The following is an 18,476-nucleotide window of genomic DNA, read 5'->3' as shown; positions in this document are numbered from 1 at the left end:
AATCGAGAGAGGAGAAGGGCGCCGTTGGCGCCCTTTTTCTTGTGGCCGCTAGTCGGCCTCGCCATCGACAAGGTGCCAGGCCTGGTGCGCCACCGAGCGCACCACGGCGGCATAGGCCTTCAGCACCGGCGAGGCTGCCGCGCCATTCGCATGGCCACGTTTGACGGCGCCCTGGGCCATCACGGCGACGCGCAGCAGCGCAAAGGCGAGATAGAAATTCCAGTGATCGGCGCCGCCCTCGCCGGGCTCCGGCCGGCCGGCATGGCGGCAGTAGGCGGCGACATAGTCAGGCTCGCCCGGAATGCCGGACTCGATGAAATCGATGCCCTGCAGGCTGCCCATGCCCGGGATGGTGACGCGGTAAGGCAGGCAGTTGATGGCGAGGTCGGCCAGCGGATGGCCGATCAGCGCGAGGTCCCAGTCGAGGATGGCGATGACGCGCGGCTCGCTCGGGTGAAAGACCAGGTTGTCGATGCGGAAATTGCCATGCATCAGCGTGGCGCATTGCTCGTCGGGCACATGCAGGGGCAGCCAGTCGAGCAGGCGGGTCATCGGCGCCACCTCTTCGGTGGCATTGGTGCGGTACTGTTCCGTCAGGGCCGTGATCTGGCGGGTCAGATAGTCCTGCCCGCTGCCATTGGCCGGCAGGCCGGTGCGGTCCGGCGCCAGCGCATGGATCTGTGCCAGCGCCGCCGCCATGGCGTCATACAGCGCCTGGCGCTGCTTGGCGTCCATGCCCGGCAGGTTGGGATCGCGGAAATGCCGGCCCGGTACATGGTCCATCAGGTAGAAGGGGGCGCCGATCACGCTGTCGTCCGGACAGACCAGCCGGGGTGCCGCGACCGGCAGCTCGGCAGCATGCAGCGAGGAAATCAGCGTGAAGTCGCGCGCCGCCGAGGCGGCGATGTCGAGGCCCTTCTTGGCCTGGGTCCGCTTGCGCAGCACATAGCTGCGACCCGGGGCATGCAGCAGGAAGGCGGGATTGGCCGGACTGCCGCGGAATTGCTGCACGGTCAGCGGCGGGCGGAAGTCGGGAAGGCGGTCGGCCAGATACGCCGCCAGCCTGGCCTCGTCGAACCGGTGTTGCGGTTGTACGGGGGTCAGGTCGGCGGATCCTGCCATCCTAGTTGCCTCCTGTCATCCTCTCGACCAGCGCCCAGGCCTGTTCGGCGATCGGCTTGGCCCGTTTGCCGGACTCGATCGCATGCTGGCTGGCGGCTGTGCCGTCCTTCACCCGGCCCATGATGCCCTGCAGGATGCCTGCAATGCGAAACATATTATAGGCCATATAGAAGTCGATATGCGGAATGCCGTCGCGGTCGGTGCGCCGGCAGTAGGTGGCGATATACTCCTGCTCGGTCGGAATACCCAGCGCAGCATAGTCGATTCCGGCGATGCCACGGAAGGTCTCCGGGGCCAGCCGCCACGACATCAGGTGGTAGGTGAAATCGCCGAGCGGATGGCCCAGCGTCGACAACTCCCAGTCCAGCACCGCGATGACCCGCGGCTCGGTCGGATGGAAGATCATGTTGTCCATCCGGTAGTCGCCATGCACGATGCTGGTCTCTTCACCCGGCGGGATATGCGCCGGCAGCCAGTCGATCAGCTTGTCCATGGCCGGAATCTCTTCCGTCTCGGAGGCCTTGTACTGCTTGCTCCAGCGCGCGATCTGGCGGGCGAAATAGTCGCCGGGCTTGCCGTAGCTGTCGAGTCCGATGGCGGTGTAGTCGACCTTGTGCAGGGCGGCGATGGTGCGGTTCATCGCATCGAAGATGCCGGCGCGCTCCTCGCGGTTCATGCCGGGCAGCCGCTGGTCCCAGAAGATGCGGCCCTCGACGCAGTCCATCACATAGAACGCCGTGCCGATGACGCTGTCGTCCTCGCACAGGCCATAAGTGCGGGCGACCGGCACATCGGTCTGGCCGAGTGCGGTGATCACGCGGTATTCGCGGTCGACGGCATGGGCAGACGGCAACAGCTTGCCCGGCGGCTTGCGGCGCAGCACATATTTCTTTGCCGGGGTGATCAGCATGAAGGTCGGATTGGACTGGCCGCCCTTGAACTGCTGGACGGTCAGGGGGCCGCGGTAGTCGGCAACATTCTGCTTCAGCCAGGCTTCCAGCGCGGCTTCATCGAACTTGTGGCGCTCCTGCACCGGCATGGTGCCGACGAAGCGATCCTGGTCGCTCATGCTATCGTTTCCTCTTATCCTTGGAGCGCCGGATACGGGGCACTCCCGGCTACGATAGCGAAGCGATGCGGGGCGGCGCAACCACCCCCGGGGGCCGTCCGGGGACGGCCGGTATGCGGATGGACCCTAGCGCGTCTCGCGCGCTATGGCGCGCCAGCCGATATCGCGGCGGCAGAAGCCCTCGGGCCAGTCGACCTTATCCACAGCGGCATAGGCGCGGGTCTGGGCTTCTCGGATGGTGCTGCCGAGCCCGCAGATGCCCAGCACGCGGCCGCCATTGGCGAGGATGACGCCGTTTTCGCCGGCCTTGGTGCCGGCATGGAATACCGCAACATCAGACTGCGCCGCAGCGTCATCAAGGCCCTTGATCACCGTGCCCTTGCGCGGCTCGCCGGGATAGCCCGCGCCAGCCATCACCACGCAGAGCGCGGCCTCGTCCTTCCAGCGCAGGTCGAAATCCTTCAGCACCCCGTCGCGGGCGGCGATCAGGGCCGGCAGCAGGTCGGATTTCAGGCGCAGCATCAGGGTCTGGCATTCCGGATCGCCGAAGCGGGTGTTGTACTCCAGCAGCTTCGGCCCATCGGCGGTCAGCATCAGGCCGGCGAACAGCACGCCCTTGAACGGGCAGCCCTCGGCCTTCATCGCCGCCACGGTCGGTTGCACGATGTGCTCCATTACGAACTGTGCGAGGTCCGGCGTGAGCACCGGGGCCGGCGAATAGGCGCCCATGCCGCCGGTATTCGGCCCGGTGTCGCCGTCGCCGACCCGCTTGTGGTCCTGCGCCGAAGCCAGCGGCAGGGCGGTCTCGCCGTCGACCAGCGCGAAGAAACTGACTTCCTCGCCATCAAGGAACTCCTCGATCACCACTTCCGCGCCGGGTACCGCGAACAGCGCGGCATTGGCCTCCAGCGCTTCGTCGAGCGTCATCGCCACGGTGACGCCCTTGCCGGCGGCAAGGCCATCGGCCTTCACCACGATCGGCGCGCCATGGCTGCGGATGAAGGCCTCGGCCGCGACAGCATCCGTGAAGCGGCCATAGGCGGCGGTCGGAATGTTGTACTTGGCGCAGATGTCCTTCATGAAGCCCTTCGAGCCCTCAAGCCGCGCAGCAGCTTTGGAGGGGCCGAAGCAGGCGAAACCGGCGGCTTCCAGGTGGTCGACGAGGCCAGCCACCAGTGGCGCTTCCGGGCCAACCACGACGAAATCGATGTGTTCGTCGCGGCACAGCTTGAGTACTGCGTCGAGATCGAGCGGATCGACGGCGGCAAGCTTCGCCACCTGGGCGATGCCGGGGTTGCCCGGCGCGCAGACCAGTTTTGTGACCAGCGGCGAGGCGGCAAGGCTCCAGCACAGGGCGTGTTCGCGCCCGCCTGATCCGATGACGAGAACATTCATATCCGGCTTCCCGTAAAAGATGGGCATCGCGGCCCGACGGGCCTAGAGCGGCGGGGGCAATCTTTGTATCATGCCGCCGCGGCATGCAAGGTTCGCAGAATGAGTGATTCGGCCCAGACCCCGACCGCCGGCAATGTGCCGGAATACAGTGTTACCGAGCTGTCCCTGCGCCTGAAGCGCAACATCGAGGAGACGTTCGGCTGGGTCCGTGTGCGCGGCGAGATCTCCGGTTTCAAGCGGGCCGCCTCGGGGCACCTGTATTTCTCCCTGAAGGACGCCGATTCGGTACTCGACGGCGTCTGCTGGAAGGGCAGCGCCGCCCGCCTCGGGATTCGGCCCGAGGACGGCATGGATGTGATCTGCTCGGGCAAGCTGACCAGCTATCCCGGCCGCTCGAAATACCAGATGGTCGTCGAGCGCATGGAGCTGGCGGGGCTGGGCGCGCTGATGGCCCTGCTGGAGCAGCGCAAGCAGAAGCTGGCCGCCGAGGGCCTGTTCGCGCCCGAGCGCAAACGGCCGCTGCCGCATCTGCCGCGGGTGATCGGCGTGGTTACCTCGCCGACCGGCGCAGTGATCCGCGACATCCTGCACCGGCTGGCCGACCGTTTCCCGACCCATGTGATCGTCTGGCCGGTGCTGGTGCAGGGCGAGGGCGCCGCCGACCAGGTCGCCCGCGCCATCCGTGGCTTCAACGCGCTGCCCGAAGGCGGGCCGGTGCCGCGCCCCGACCTGCTGATCGTCGCGCGCGGCGGCGGCAGCCTCGAGGATTTGATGGCCTTCAACGAGGAGGCGGTAGTGCGCGCCGCCGCCGAATCGGCGATCCCGCTGATCTCGGCGGTCGGCCACGAGACGGATACCACCCTGATTGATTTTGCCTCCGACCGCCGGGCGCCGACGCCGACGGCGGCCGCCGAGATGGCGGTGCCGGTGCGCATGGAACTGGTCGCCGATGTGAGCGGCCTCGAGGATCGCCTGCGCCGGTCGGTGCTGCGGCTGGCGCGCGAGAAGCGCCAGCATCTCGATGCGCTGGGCCGCGGCCTGCGCGGGCCGCGCGAGCAGCTCGAGATGGCGCGCCAGCGTTTCGATGACCTGTCCGAGCGCCTGCGCAGCGGCCTGCGGGTCGGCCTGAAGGTCCAGCGCGGCCGGCTCGACACCCAGATCGCCAAGCTGCGGCCGGCCCTGCTGCGCCGCGAGGCCGCCGATTACCGCCGCCGGCTCGACGAGGCCGGCCTGCGCCTGCAGCGCGCCATGCGCCAGCGCCAGGCCGATGCCGCCCAGCGGCTGGCGCAGCCGGCGAAGCTGCTGGACAGCCTGTCCTACCGCAATGTGCTGGCGCGCGGCTTTGCCGTGGTCTATGGCGCCGATGGCCGGGCGCTGAAGCAGGCCGCCGCGATGGCCCCGGGCGCGGCCGTGACCATCGAGATGCAGGATGGCCGCCGCACCGCGCGGGTCGATGGCGGCGACGATACGGCCGCGCCGCCCCGCCGCAGTGCCGCCGCCGCGATGCCGCGCAAGCCCGTCAAGCAGGGAGAGTTGTTCTGACATGCAGACGCCGTCGCTGTCGCGCGAGACCGAAGCCCGCCTGCGCTATCGCGACGGTGCCTTCGACGTCGTTTTTCCGGGTTCCTACGTGCTGTGTGCGGTGACCGGCGTCCGTATCCCGCTCGACCGCCTGCGCTACTGGAGCGTCGATCGCCAGGAAGCCTATGCCGATGCCGGCGCCGCTTTGCGCGGCCTGCAGGGCAGTGGTGCCACCGGCGGCGCGCAATGATCCGCCGCCTTGCCTGTGTCCTTGCGCTGCTGCTGCCGGCTTTGACGGTTCGTGCGGCCGAACCGCCGGCCGGTATGTCCTGGCAGGGCCATTTCGAACAGGGCGGCATGATCACCGGCAGCGTGGTGCCGGGCACCGTGCTGCGGCTTGGTGAACGACTGGTGCCGGTGGCCGATGACGGCCATTTCGTCTTCGGCTTCAACCGCGACGAGGCGGCGCAACTGCCGCTGGAAGTGCGCCAGCCCGATGGCCAGCAGATCCTGGTGACGCTGCAGATTGCGAAGCGTGACTATGACATCCAGCGCATCGAGGGGCTGCCGCCGAAACAGGTGACGCCGCCGGCCGAGGTGCTGGACCGCATCCGCCGCGAGAATGCGCAGATCGAGGCGGTGCGCGAGCATGTCTCGCCGCGCACCGACTTCCTGCAGGGCTGGATCTGGCCGGCGAAAGGCCCGATCAGCGGCATCTATGGCAGCCAGCGGATTCTCAACGGCCAGCCGCGCCAGCCGCATTATGGCGTCGACATCGCGGCGCCGGCCGGCACGCCGGTGGTGGCGACCACCGACGGTACCGTGGTACTGGCCGAGCCCGACCTCTACTACACCGGCGGCACCGTCATCATCGATCACGGGCTGGGCGTCACGGCGGCCTATCTGCACATGCAGACGGTGACCGTGAAGGCGGGGCAGCGGGTGAAGCAGGGCGAGATGATCGGCGCGGTCGGCGCCACCGGGCGGGCGACCGGCGCGCATCTCGACTGGCGGGTCAACTGGTTCGATGTGCGGATCGATCCGCAGCTTCTGTTGCCGCCGCACGAATAGCAGTCAGTCCTTCGGCCAGCGCCGGTGCACCCAGAACCAGTGGTCTGGGCGGGCACGGATCCATGCTTCCAGCCTGCGGTTGACGATCAGCGTCGCGTTGTAGACATCGGTTGTGCGGTCGCCGGTCTTCTCGAAGCGGATCGGCGGTTCCACGGTGACGCGGAAGCGCGCACCGCCGAGCCGCTCCACCACGGCAGGCAGCACCGGGCAGTCGAAACGCAGCGCGAATTCGGCGAGCGCCGGCGAGGTCATCGCCTCGCGGCCGAAAAACGGCACGGCAATGCCGGTATTCAATTTCTGGTCCATCAGCATGGCGACGAATTCGTTGCGCTTCATCGCGGCAAGGATCGCCCGTGCCGCCTGGATGCCCTTCGGCACATGGCTGCCGCCGAGCGGCTTGCGCAGGTTCTGCAACAGCTCCTCGGTCAGCGGATTGTTGGCGGCGCGGTAGACATGCAGCATCGGCAGGCTGAAATGCTCGGCGGCCAGGCAGGTGAGTTCCCAATTGCCGTAATGGCCGGAAAAGAACAGCGCCGGCCGGCCGCTGTCGCGCACCGCCAGAACATGCTCGGCACCGACGATCTCGACACGGCCGGGCTGATCCGGGGTGCCGACCTCAAGGTCGGCCAGATGGGCGTATTCGGCCAGCACGCGGCCGAGATTGTCCCACATGCCGTCGAGAATTTTCGCCCGCGCGGCGGCAGCCAGTTCCGGCATCGCGCGGGCCAGATTGTCGGTCGCATAGCGGTGCGCGCGGAAACGCGGTCCCAGCTTGCGGGCGAGCCAGCCGCCGAAGGCCGAGGCAGTCTCGACCGGCAGTCGTCCGAACAGCCACAGCGCAAAATAAGCGCCGGCGGCAGAAGCATAATCTGTCAGGGTCAGCCGCTCAGCCATGGTCGAGCCTCTGGCCGAAGAAATCCGTGACGGTGTCCGGCGCGGCAAAGCGCAGTTCGACGCGCAGGCAGTCGATCATCGCCCGCGCCTCGGCCGGCAGGCGGACGTGGTCCTTGGCGGTGGTCACCGGCAGGGCATCCTGCTGCTGCGCGGCCTCGGCCAGCCGCATCACGCTATCCGGCGCATAGGGCGCGTGGTCGGCAAAAGCCTGCCGCTGCACGATCTCGGCGCCGAGCCGTTCGAGGCTGGCAAAGAATTTTTCCGGCCGGCCGATGCCGGCGAAAGCCAGCACACGGCGGCCGCGCAGCCGGGCTGCATCCTCGGCGTCGGGCTGCAGGTCCGCGGCGAAGACCGGCAGCCTGCCGAAATCCGGCAGGGGCCCGGTCGCAGGTCCGATCACGACGACCGCATCGGTGCGGGCGAGGCCCTCGGCGACCGGCTCGCGTAGCGGTCCGGCGGGCAGCAGGCGGCCGTTGCCGATGCCATAGCTGCCGTCGAAGACCAGCAGCGACAGGCGGCGGGCCAGCGCCCAGGTCTGGTGGGCATCGTCGGCGATGACGCAGCCGGCGCCGGCTGCCTTGGCTGCGCGGGCTCCGGCCGGCCGGTCGCGCGAGACCCAGGTCGGTGCGGTGGCGGCCAGCAGCAGGGCCTCGTCGCCGACTGCCGCGGCATCATGCCTGGTCGGATCGACCTGCACGGGGCCGGCGAGCGAGCCGCCATAGCCGCGGGTCAGCAGGTGCGGTCGTCGGCCTGCTGCGTCCAGCAGCCGGGCCAGCGCCAGGGTTGTCGGCGTCTTGCCGGCGCCGCCAGCCACCAGATTGCCGACCGAGATTACCGGCAGGCCGCAATCCTGCGGATGGGCCAGCGCCCGGTTCAGCCGGTTGCCGAGGCCGTAGAGGACGGCAGCCGGCGCCAGCAGGGCCGGCCATGGCGACGATTGGCCGGCCGCCCAGAAAGCGGGAGTGCTAGGCATGCGGCCTGGCCTCCGCCGGCGGCACCGGCGGCTGGCCGCAGAGCCGGTCGGCCTCGTCGCACAGCGCGTTCAGCGCCGCCTCGACACGACGGGCCGCCTCGTCCAGCGGTTCCTCGGGATTGCTGACATCGACCGGCGGACCCCAGAGAATGACGCCGCGGTTGAACGGCCATGCGATCAGGAAGCGATCCCACGACCGCGCCAGCCGTCGCCGGCGCACGGAATAGGTCGCCGGCATGACCGGAACGCCAGCCAGCCGGGCCGCGGCAACGATGCCGGTGCCGGCGCGCATGCGGGGGCCACGCGGGCCATCCGGCGTGAAGGTGATGTATTCGCCCTTTTTCAGCAGCTGCAGGATGGCGCGCAGGGCGGCCCGGCCGCCTTTCTCGGCGCTGCCGGCCTTGGCGCCCGAGCCGCGCACCGTGTGCAGGCCGAAGCGGTCCATGGCGCGCGCGATCAGCTCGCCATCGCGATGCTGCGAGATCAGCACATGCATTGGCCGGTCGGTGGTCCAGGCTGCGGGCATCATCAGCAGGCGGCCATGCCAGAAAGCGCCGACGAAGGGGCGGCCGCTGTTCCAGAATGCGGTGGGATGCTCAATGCCACGAACCTCCCAGCGCGAGGTCCGGTGCACCAGCCGGATATAGAAGGCGATGGCATCGGCGGCGATGCGGACCGCGAGCCGGTTGCGCGATACCCGCTTGAAGAATTTCGTCATTCGCGGGTCAGGAGACCGCCGCCTCGGCGGCAAACTGGGTGGCATAGAGCCGGGCATAGGCGCCGTTGCGGGCCAGCAGTTCGGCATGGGTGCCCTGCTCGACCAGCCGGCCGTGGTCGAGCACGAAGATCACGTCGGCATCGATCACGGTGCTGAGCCGATGGGCAATCACCAGCGTGGTGCGGCCCTTCATCAGTTCAGTGAGCGCTTTCTGGATCAGCCGTTCGGATTCCGAATCCAGCGCACTGGTCGCCTCGTCGAGTAGCAGGATCGGTGCGTCGCGCAGCATGGCGCGCGCAATCGCGATGCGCTGGCGCTGGCCGCCGGACAGCTTGACGCCATTCTCGCCGACCAGGGTGTCGTAGCCTTCCGGCAATGCCATGATGAAATCATGGGCGGCGGCATGACGGGCGGCCGCCTCGATGTCGGCAAGATCGGCTTCCGGCCGGCCATAGGCGATGTTGGCGCGGATGCTGTCGTCGAACAGGGTCAGTTCCTGGCTGACCAGGGCGATGTTCCGGCGCAGCGAGGCGAGCGACACCTCGCGGACATCCTGCCCGTCGATGGTCACGCGGCCCTCGCCGGCATCATAGAAGCGCGGGATCAGGTTCAGGATGGTGGATTTCCCGGCGCCGGATGCGCCGACCAGGGCCGCCTTGCGGCCGGCCGGCACGGTCAGCGAAACCCGGTGCAATGCGCTCTTGTCTTCGGTGTAGCGGAAGCTGACGTCGTCGAGCCGGATCGCGCCGCCCGTGACGGTCATTGTCCTGGCGTTTTCCGCCTCGCGGATCTTCGGCTGGATGTCCAGCAGCGCGAAAATCCGTTCGGCGGCGGCCAGGCCCTCCTGCAGGGCGGTGTTCAGGTTGGCCAGCGATTTGAGCGGCTGGTAGGCCGACAGGGCGGCATAGATGAAGGCGGTCAGCGTGCCGAGCGTCAGCGTGGTGCTGCTGCCGCCGATATAGATGATCACGGCCACGGCGATGCCACCCAGACCCTCGGCCGTCGGGCTGGCCGCGGCCCGGGCGCGGACCACCTTCATGATATGGGTGAGCCGTGTTTCGACCGACAGCCTGGCGCGGTTGATCTCGCGCTGCTCCATGCCGTAGGCCTTCACCATGCGGGCGCCGTCGAAGGTCTCGCTCAGGATGGTGGTGAACTTGCCGGTTTCCTGCTGGCTGCGGGCCGAGCCCTTGCGCGCCTTGCGGCCGAGCCGGCGCGTGGTCAGGCCGATGAACGGGAAAATGACGCAGACGATCAGCGCAAACCGCCAGTTCATCGCGAACATCACGCCGGTGAGGAAAATCAGGCTGAAGCTTTCCTTCACCATGCCGGTCAGCGACTTGCTGATCGCTTCGCGCAGCAGGGTGGCATCATAGAGGAAGCTGGCGATCAGCTTGCCGGAATGCGAATCATGCAGCCAGGCCAGATCGGCGCGGATCAGGTGGGCATACATGCGGATCTGGGTATCTGCGATGATCCGCTCGCCGAACCGCGTCATCAGCGTGCCCTCGAAATACGACGCGATGGCCTTGACCACGACCACGACCACGACCATCAGCGGCACCACCATGGTCCAGTAGGGGTCGCGGTCGGTAAACACGCGGTCGATGGCCGGCTTCAGCAGCCAGGCCGTTGCCGCCGTCATCGCCGCCACGATGGCCATGCTGAGCAGGGCGAACGTCAGCGAGCCGACATGGGGGCGCACCTGTTCGGCCAGCAGGCGGCGGATCAGCCTGGCGGAGCTGGCGTCGGGGGCAGGAGTGCTGCGGCTGGCGGTGCTGTCGGTCAAGGGAAATCGGGTCCGATCAATCGGTTATCGCAGGCTGCTATACCATGCGACCGGTCGTCGGGCCAACAGCAGGGGGCGATAAATTGCGCCGCCGCCGGCCGCTGGGGCGGCCGGGCAGGCAGGCAAAAAAGACAGCCGGACCGGGCGCTTAGCAGCCGGTCAGAGCCGCTTGCGGGCGGCCTCGGCAACGGCCTCGGCGGTGATGCCGAAATGCCGGTAGAGCTGCTCGTAGGGACCCGAGGCGCCGAAGCCGCTCATGCCGACGAAGTCGCCCTTGCAGTCGAGATAGCGATCCCAGCCCTGGCGGATGCCGGCCTCGACCGCGACCTTCACGGTATCGGGGCCCAGCACCTGGCGCTGGTAATCGGCCGGCTGGGCGTCGAACAGTTCGAAGCAGGGCATCGACACCACGCGGGTCGGAATGCCGTCCTTCTGCAGCAGGTCGCGGGCGGCGGCCGCAATGCCGACCTCCGAGCCGGTGCCCAGCAGGGTGACCTTCGCCTTGCCGCCTTCGGCCGCGATCAGCTCATAGCCGCCGCGGGCGACCATGTTCTCGGCGCTGTCGGTCAGGCGCAGGGCGGCCAGGTCCTGGCGGGTCAGCGCCAGCACGCTCGGCCGGTGCTTCTGCTGCAGGGCGACCTGCCAGGCTTCCGCCGTCTCGACGGCATCGGCAGGGCGCAGCACCAGCAGGTTGGGGATGGCGCGCAGTGCGGCGAGATGCTCGACCGGCTGGTGGGTCGGGCCGTCCTCGCCGAGGCCGATGGAATCATGGGTCATCACGTAGATGACGCGCTGTTCCATCAGGGCCGACAGGCGGATCGCCGGGCGGCAATAGTCGGTGAAGACGAGGAAGGTGCCGCCGTAGGGGATCAGGCCGCCGTGCAGCGCGATGCCGTTCATCGCCGCCGCCATGCCGTGCTCGCGCACGCCGTAATACATGTAGCGGCCGCTGAAGTCGCCCGGCTTCACCGGGGCGAGGCCGGCGGTCTTGGTGTTGTTGGAGCCGGTCAGATCGGCCGACCCGCCGATCGCTTCGGGCAGCACCGGGTTGATCACCTCGAGCGCCATCTGCGACGACTTGCGGGTCGCCCATTTCGGCTTGTCGGCCACCAGCTTGGCCTTGTAGTCGGCCAGCGTCTTGTCGAAGACGGCCGGCAGGTCGCCGGCCATGCGGCGCTGCCATTCGGCCTTTTCGGCGGCCGGCAGGGCATCGAGCACCGCCTGCCAGGTCTTCCGCGTGGCGGCGCCGGCGGCACCGACCTCGCGCCAGGCGTTCAGGATCGGTGCGGGGATTTCAAACGGCGCATAGGGCCAGCCCAGCTTCTCGCGGGCGCCCTTGATCTCGTCGGGGCCGAGCGGCGAACCATGGGTGGCGGCGGTGCCGGCCTTGGTCGGGGCGCCGAAGCCGATCACCGTGCGGCAGGCGATCAGGCTGGGCTTGTCGCTCGTCTGGGCGGCGGCAATCGCAGCAGCGACGGCCTCCGGGTCATGGCCGTCGACCCGGGTGACGGCCCAGCCGCTGGCGGTGAAGCGGCCGAGCTGGTCGTCGGACACCGACAGGCTGGTCGGGCCGTCGATGGAGATGCCGTTGTCGTCGAACAGCACGATCAGCTTGGCAAGCTTCAGGTGGCCGGCCAGCGAGATCGCCTCGTGGCTGATGCCTTCCATCAGGCAGCCGTCGCCGGCGATGGCATAGGTATAATGACCGACCAGCTTGTCGCCGAACTGCGCCGCCAGCAGGCGTTCAGCCAGCGCCATGCCGACCGCCGTGGCGATGCCCTGGCCGAGCGGGCCGGTGGTGGTCTCGATGCCGCCGGCATGGCCGGCTTCCGGATGGCCAGCAGTACGCGCGCCGATCTGGCGGAACCGCTTCAGCTCGTCGAGCGTCATGTCGGTATAGCCGGTCAGATACAGCAGGGCGTACAGCAGCATCGAGCCATGGCCGGCCGACAGCACGAAGCGGTCGCGGTCGGGCCACTGCGGGTTCTGCGGGTCGAACTTCAGGAAGCGGCTGAACAGCACCGTCGCCACATCGGCCATGCCCATCGGCATGCCGGGATGGCCGGAATTCGCCTGCTGCACGGCGTCCATGGCCAGGGCGCGGATGGCATTGGCCATATCGGCATGGCGAACGGCGCCCTTGTGGGGCGGAACGGCGGAGGAGGCGGCCTGCGGCATGTGTCGGGAATCCTGCTTCAGAGTCGAAAGCGGGCGGACCATGCCGGGCAAACCGCCCCCCGTCAACCCGCCTTGCGGATTGACGGAAAGCCGTTGAAAGGACGTCAGAATTCCTGCCAGTCGTCATCCCCGCCCGCGGCTGCGGCGGCGGGCTTGGCCGCCGGCTGCGGCGGCTTGGGACTCGGGGCACTGGCAGTGGCCGGGCCAGCCGGGGCCGGTCTTGCCGGTGCGGTGGGCTTGGCCGCTGCCTTGGCCGGCGCCGGCGCCGGCGCGGCGGGACGGCTGGCGGCCGGGGACTTTGCCGGCGCGGCACTGCCGCCGAGGCGGAAGAAGCCGACCAGTTGCGCCAGCTCCTGGGCCTGGCCGTTCAGCGACTGCGCCGCCGCCGTGGTCTCCTCCACCAGGGCGGCATTGCGCTGGGTCATCTCGTCCATGCTGCCGACCGCCGTGTTGATCTGGTCGAGCCCGGTGGCCTGCTCGCGGCTCGCCGCCGCGATCTCGGCGACGATGTCGGATACCTTCTTGATCGCGGTGACGATCTCGGTCAGCGAGCTGCCGGTGCGGCCGACCAGATCCGCCCCGGTCTTGACCTGGGCATTGGAGGCGGCGATCAGCGCCTTGATGTCCTTCGACGCATTGGCCGAGCGCTGCGCCAGCGCGCGCACCTCCTGCGCCACCACCGCAAAGCCTTTTCCCGCCTCGCCGGCCCGGGCCGCCTCGACGCTCGCATTGAGCGCCAGCAGGTTGGTCTGGAAGGCGATCTCGTCGATCAGCCCGACGATGTCGGAAATCTTCTTGGCGCTGTCCTCGATCTGGCTCACCGCGGCGACCGCCTCGCTGACCACGCTGCCGCCCTTTTCCGCCGTGTCGCGGGCCGCCACCGCCAGCTGGTTGGCCGCCTGGGCATTGTCGGCATTCTGCTTCACCGTCGTGGTCACCTCGTGCATCGAGGCCGCCGTCTCCTCGATGCTGGCCGCCTGGCTCTCGGTCCGGCTCGCCAGGTCCTGGCTGCCGGTCGAGATCTCCGACGAGGCCGAATGCACCGCGCTCGCCGTCTCGGTCAGCCGGCCGGCGAAGTCGCGCAGGCGCTCCGCCATGCCGTTCGCCGCTCCTTTCAGCTGGCCGAACACGCCGCGATAGTCGCCGCGCACGCTGCGGCTCAGGTCGCCCTCGGCCATCGCCCCCATCACATCGGCCAGCTCGCCCGCCATGGTCTGCAGGTTGGCGGTCAGCCGGTTGAGCTGCTGGCTGGCACTGAGGAAGAAGCCCTCCTTGCCGCTCTCGTCGACCCGGCCCGACAGGTCGCCCTCGGCCACCCGGTTGACCAGGGCGGCGATCTCCTCGCCCGCCGCCGTCTCGCGCGCCTCGCGCTCCTGCCGCCGATGCTCGCTGTCCGCGCGCTGCTGCGCGATCTCCGCCTCCGCCCGCTCGCGGGCAATCATGCTGTCCTTGAACACCTGAACCGCGCCAGCCATCTCGCCGATCTCTGCGCCGCGATCGACATAAGGAATGATGACGTCGAGGTCGCGGTCGGCCAGTCGTTTCATCGCCCCGGTCATGCGCTGGATCGGGCCGCTGACCCGCCATTGCACGATGACGAAGCCGAAGATGGTGAAGGCAATGGCGGCAACCAGCATGGCGCCATTGAGGATCAGGCTGTGCCGGGCGGCCGCTTCCTGGCTGTTGGCGCGCTGGATCAACTGGTCCAGCGCCGTGTTGGCGATGGCATTCAGCATGTTGAGGTCGGCCGTGACATGTCCCTGGAACTTGGCGAGCTCCACGTCGGGCTTCTGGTCGCTGCTGAGTGCCCGGGCGATGGTGGCGCGTTCGTCGGCAAGAGGGCCGCTGAAAAACGCTTTCGCTGTATTGACGGCGTCGACCAGTGCCTTGGGCGTGTCGCTGCGGGCCGCCACGGTGATGACGCTCTCCCACGCCGTGGCGACGCGACCGCTGTCCTGGGCCTGGGCGACGATGTCGGTGCTGCCCCAGGTCTGGCCGGCGGACATGGTGGTCAGCAGGCGCAGGACCAGAGAGCCGGCATAGTTGCGGATGGTCCAGGCGTTCTGCTTCACGGTGAGCAGTTCGTCCACCACCGGATCGACCAGTTGCAGTGAAGACTCGAGGAAATCGGAGGTATCCTGCACCGCGGTGAGGTAATCCTGCGTGATCTTCGCCCATTCGACGACGTTCACCATCTTGCGCTCTGCCTTCGGCAGGACAATCTGCGCCAGCATGGTCGGCCGCATGGCGTCGACGGCATCCTCGGCCGCCTTCAGTTTGGCGAGCAGCTCTGCGGTGCCGGGCAGGCCCGATACGGCCGACAGCTTGGCAAAGCCGGCGTTGTATCCTGCCTTGGTGGCGCTGCGCTGCGCGGCAATGCCGTCAACCGTGTCCTTGGAAGCTGGATTATCGCCCCGCATGGCGATCAGGATATTGCCGCGTTCGAGCCGGTGCTGCTGCAGGCTGTTGAAGAAGTCCTGGCTGATGGGTGCCAGGCGGGCGACTTTCTGTGCTGCCCGATTGTGTTCGACCGCTGTAACCAGGGCGATGATGCTCACGGCCACCAGCAGAAGTCCGAGAATGCCGATCACCAGCCCGAGCGTGGTGCGAATTGATAAGCTGCGCATTCCCATGTTCTCCCCTGCCGCACCATTTCTCGGTGTTGGCGATATTTCTTACCAGATTACCGGATCCTAGAATTCCTGCCAATCGTCGCGACCGCCAGTCGCAGCCGGTACCGGCTTGCCGGCAGGCGGCGTTGACTTCGCCGGCGCGGGCGACGATGCGGACTTTGCTTTGACTGGTGCTGCGGCTGCCGGTTTGGCAATCGCCGGCGAGCCGGCGTCGGTCTTGAAGAACTGGACCAGCTCGGCGAGCTGGCGGGCCTGGTCGGCGAGCGCCTGGGCCGAGGCCGAGGTCTGCTCGACCAGCGCGCCGTTGCGCTGGGTCATCTCGTCCATGTTGCCGACCGCCGTGTTGATCTGGTCGAGGCCGGTCGCCTGCTCGCGCGAGGCGGTGGCGATCTCGGCGACGATATCCGAGACCTTCTTGATCGCGGTGACGATCTCGGTCAGCGACTGGCCGGTGCGACCGACCAGATCGGCACCGGTCTTGACCTGGGCGTTGGACTCGGTGATCAGCGCCTTGATGTCCTTGGATGCATTGGCCGAGCGCTGGGCCAACGCACGGACTTCCTGGGCGACCACGGCGAAACCCTTGCCGGCCTCGCCGGCACGCGCCGCTTCCACCGAGGCATTGAGGGCAAGGAGATTTGTCTGGAAGGCGATCTCGTCGATCAGGCCGACGATGTCGGAAATCTTCTTGGCACTGTCCTCGATGCGGCTGACCGCGGCGACTGCGTCGCCGACCACGGCGCCACCCTTTTCGGCGGTATCGCGGGCGGCGACCGCCAGCTGGTTGGCGGCCTGGGCGTTCTCGGCATTCTGCTTCACCGTGGTGGTGATCTCGTGCATCGAGGCGGCCGTCTCCTCGATGGCGGCGGCCTGGCTTTCCGTGCGCTGGGCGAGGTCCTGGCTGCCGGTCGAGATCTCCGACGAGGCCTCGCGCACGGTATGTGCGGTTTCGCCGAGCCGGCGGGCGATGTCGGTCAGTCGTCCGGCCATGGCATTGGCGCTGGTCTTTAGCTGGCCGAAGATGCCCGGGTAGTCGCGGGTCAGGTGCTGCTTCATGTCACCTTCGGCCATGGCGCCGATCACCGCGGCGATTTCACCGGTCATTGCCTGGCAGCGGTCCGACATGGTGTTGATGGCGCCACCGAGCGCCCGAATGAAACCGCTGCGCTGGCTGATGTCGACGCGTTCGGCGAAACCCTCGTCGCTGGCATTCTCGATCAGGCGGACCACTTCCTGTTCGAGGGCGAGCTGGTCGGTGCGGTCGACCCATTCGACCACCGTGCCGACCCGCACGCCGCGGCGGTTGACGGCCGGGTTGACCGTCAGATCGAAGGTGCGACCGCCGACCGAGATCCTCGAATTGTAGGTTTCCTTCAGTCCGGCGAGCATGCGGCGCTGGTGTTCCGGTTTTTTGTGGAACACGTCGACGTTCTTGCCCACAAGTGCGCCGGCATCGAAATCCGGCAGGTCCCTGCGGATATCGGCTTCTGCCTTCTTCAGCGTTTCGATCACCGAGCGGTTGCAGTAGATGATGGTGTTCTGCTCATCGGCGATCATGACATTGGTTGTGGCGTTGTCGAGGCCGCTGCCGGTACGCGCCGCCGCGATGGATGTCTGCTTCAGGGCTTCGGTGGCGCGTGCCATGGCGCCGATTTCATCCTGTCGGCCGGTGCCTTCAACCATTGCGTCCGTATTGTCGGCCGCCAGCGCTTCCATGGTGCCGGTCAGTGCCGCGATCGGCCGCTTGATGCCGCGGGCGATATACCAGGCGGTCGCCACGGTCACGATCAGGATGATGACCGCGACTGCGATGAACAGCGTCACATAATTGCGGAACTCGGCGTTGAAATCCGACAGGTAGATGCCGGTGCCAAGCCAGATGTCCCAGGGTTTGAATGGCGCCGCATAGCCGAGCTTGCCGACCGGAACGTCGCTGCCCGGGCGCGGAAAGACGTATTCGAGGAAGCCGCCGCCGCCCTGGGCGATGTCGCGGAAGGTGCGGATCAGCTCAAGACCGTCCTTGGTCTTGTAGCCCAGCATGTTGGTCCCCTCGAGCTTGGGGTTGCCACCGTGGATGACGTTCACGCCGTCGAAGGTATAGGCGAACATATATTCCGTGCCGGCGAAGCGCATGTTGCGGATCGCGGTGAAGGCGGCCTGCTGGGCCTGGTCCTTCGGCATCTTCCCGGTGGCAGCTTCCGCTTCGTAATGCTTCAGGATCGACAGCGAGGTTTCGGTGATGTTGAGGATCTTGGTGCGCTCGCGGTCCTTCAGGCCGGTATACAGGTTGGTGGCGGCAATCACCGTCAACACCGCCAGCGCCAGCGCGATAAAGGCGGTCAGCAGACCCAGCCGGGCGCCGATGGTCATCCGGAAACGCATAAATACCTCCTGGCTAGAACGACTGCGGTTGCAGCGCTCTCCCTGAATAGTTCAGGCAATCAAGCACGGGGAGGTGGTGTGCCCAACTAAATAAACAGTAACCTATTGTTTCGACTGGATACTACCGCTGTGTTGGAGTGATCAGGCGGGCTCTTCCGGCTCTTGCCTGGCGGTGATTGCGGCCATGGCCGTGGCGGCGTCGGCATTAACCAGTCGGTCGAGGTCGATGATGGACACCATACGCTCATTGCGGGCGACCAGTGCACGGAGAAATCGGTAGTCGGCGGCCATGTCGGTTTCGGGCACCGGCTGCAGGTCGCGGTAAGGGATCGACAGGATGTCGGACACGGAATCGACCAGCAGGCCGAAAGTGCCGTTGGCGGCGACCACCACGATCACCACATGCATGCGGCTCGGCGAGGTGCGTCCGCCGCCCAGCCGGACGCGCAGGTCGTAGATCGGCACCACGGCGCCGCGCAGGTTGATGATACCGCGCACGAAGTCCGGCGTATTCGGCAGGTTGGTGACCTCGGTCCAGGCGCGGATTTCACGCACCGACAGGATATCGAGGCCGTAATACTGGCTGTCGATGGCAAAGGTCAGATATTCGTTGCTGCCGGAGCTTGCGTCGCCACCGGCGACCAGGCTGCGCGATCCGGTGGCGGGGTTGCCCGCCCGGGCGGTTGCCGGCAGTTGCTCCTAAGCATTTTCCGTCATGCGCCTCCCCCATC

The 18,476-nt window shown here is 67.6% G+C and carries 14 protein-coding genes; 3 read left to right on the top strand and 11 right to left on the bottom strand.

Annotated features, from left to right (window positions below):
- Positions 1 to 48: 48 nt before the first annotated feature.
- From ACFOOQ_RS01525 to purD, 3 genes are all read right to left on the bottom strand, one after another.
- Positions 49 to 1,122 (bottom strand): phosphotransferase, encoded by a 1,074-nt coding sequence (locus ACFOOQ_RS01525; protein WP_379720734.1) that lies wholly within the window; start codon positions 1,120 to 1,122, stop codon positions 49 to 51.
- A gap of 1 nt (position 1,123) precedes the next feature.
- Positions 1,124 to 2,191: a phosphotransferase gene (locus ACFOOQ_RS01520; RefSeq protein ID WP_379720731.1), complete on the bottom strand. Its 1,068-nt coding sequence runs from the start codon at positions 2,189 to 2,191 to the stop codon at positions 1,124 to 1,126.
- 126 nt (positions 2,192 to 2,317) lie between these two features.
- The gene (gene purD / locus ACFOOQ_RS01515) at positions 2,318 to 3,586 is read right to left on the bottom strand and encodes a phosphoribosylamine--glycine ligase (RefSeq protein ID WP_379720728.1); all 1,269 of its coding nucleotides are present in this window, start codon (positions 3,584 to 3,586) and stop codon (positions 2,318 to 2,320) included.
- Positions 3,587 to 3,685: 99 nt separating this feature from the next.
- Here purD and xseA point away from each other — a divergent pair, with 99 nt between their 5' ends.
- The 3 genes from xseA to ACFOOQ_RS01500 are packed head-to-tail and all read left to right on the top strand — an operon-like array spanning position 3,686 to position 6,178.
- A complete protein-coding gene (xseA, locus tag ACFOOQ_RS01510; RefSeq protein WP_379720725.1) occupies positions 3,686 to 5,128 on the top strand; it encodes an exodeoxyribonuclease VII large subunit in 1,443 nt (480 codons plus the stop codon).
- A 1-nt stretch (position 5,129) separates the two neighbouring features.
- Complete coding sequence (locus ACFOOQ_RS01505; RefSeq protein ID WP_379720722.1) at positions 5,130 to 5,357, top strand: DUF2093 domain-containing protein; 228 nt, start codon at positions 5,130 to 5,132, stop codon at positions 5,355 to 5,357.
- On the top strand, positions 5,354 to 6,178 hold the full coding sequence (locus ACFOOQ_RS01500; protein ID WP_379720719.1) for a M23 family metallopeptidase: 825 nt from the start codon (positions 5,354 to 5,356) through the stop codon (positions 6,176 to 6,178). Before ACFOOQ_RS01505 ends, ACFOOQ_RS01500 begins: the two co-directional genes overlap by 4 nt.
- 3 nt (positions 6,179 to 6,181) lie before the next feature.
- Here the strand turns inward: ACFOOQ_RS01500 and ACFOOQ_RS01495 are convergent, their stop codons facing one another.
- The 8 genes from ACFOOQ_RS01495 to ACFOOQ_RS01460 form a co-directional block, all read right to left on the bottom strand.
- Positions 6,182 to 7,072 (bottom strand): LpxL/LpxP family acyltransferase, encoded by an 891-nt coding sequence (locus ACFOOQ_RS01495; RefSeq protein WP_379720716.1) that lies wholly within the window; start codon positions 7,070 to 7,072, stop codon positions 6,182 to 6,184.
- Positions 7,065 to 8,045 carry a tetraacyldisaccharide 4'-kinase gene (lpxK, locus tag ACFOOQ_RS01490; protein WP_379720713.1) on the bottom strand — a complete coding sequence of 327 codons (981 nt, stop codon included), beginning with the start codon at positions 8,043 to 8,045 and terminating at the stop codon, positions 7,065 to 7,067. The genes ACFOOQ_RS01495 and lpxK overlap by 8 nt, the downstream gene beginning before the upstream one ends.
- A complete protein-coding gene (locus ACFOOQ_RS01485; protein ID WP_379720710.1) occupies positions 8,038 to 8,763 on the bottom strand; it encodes a lysophospholipid acyltransferase family protein in 726 nt (241 codons plus the stop codon). The genes lpxK and ACFOOQ_RS01485 overlap by 8 nt, the downstream gene beginning before the upstream one ends.
- Positions 8,764 to 8,770: 7 nt before the next feature.
- On the bottom strand, positions 8,771 to 10,552 hold the full coding sequence (locus ACFOOQ_RS01480) for an ABC transporter ATP-binding protein (protein WP_379720707.1): 1,782 nt from the start codon (positions 10,550 to 10,552) through the stop codon (positions 8,771 to 8,773).
- A gap of 159 nt (positions 10,553 to 10,711) precedes the next feature.
- Positions 10,712 to 12,730, bottom strand: coding sequence for a transketolase (tkt, locus tag ACFOOQ_RS01475; protein WP_379720704.1), 2,019 nt, complete (start codon positions 12,728 to 12,730; stop codon positions 10,712 to 10,714).
- Positions 12,731 to 12,834: 104 nt separating this feature from the next.
- On the bottom strand, positions 12,835 to 15,357 hold the full coding sequence (locus ACFOOQ_RS01470; protein ID WP_379720701.1) for a methyl-accepting chemotaxis protein: 2,523 nt from the start codon (positions 15,355 to 15,357) through the stop codon (positions 12,835 to 12,837).
- Between the two features lie 66 nt (positions 15,358 to 15,423).
- On the bottom strand, positions 15,424 to 17,745 hold the full coding sequence (locus ACFOOQ_RS01465; protein ID WP_379720698.1) for a methyl-accepting chemotaxis protein: 2,322 nt from the start codon (positions 17,743 to 17,745) through the stop codon (positions 15,424 to 15,426).
- A gap of 141 nt (positions 17,746 to 17,886) precedes the next feature.
- Positions 17,887 to 18,348 carry a chemotaxis protein CheW gene (locus ACFOOQ_RS01460; protein WP_379725288.1) on the bottom strand — a complete coding sequence of 154 codons (462 nt, stop codon included), beginning with the start codon at positions 18,346 to 18,348 and terminating at the stop codon, positions 17,887 to 17,889.
- Positions 18,349 to 18,476 lie beyond the last annotated feature (128 nt).

It is taken from the genome of Ferrovibrio xuzhouensis, from assembly GCF_042648965.1.
In the GTDB taxonomy this organism is placed as follows: Bacteria; Pseudomonadota; Alphaproteobacteria; order Ferrovibrionales; family Ferrovibrionaceae; genus Ferrovibrio; species Ferrovibrio xuzhouensis.
The sequence above is the reverse complement of the archived record's forward strand: the minus strand, read 5'-3'. Positions and strand labels throughout refer to the sequence as shown.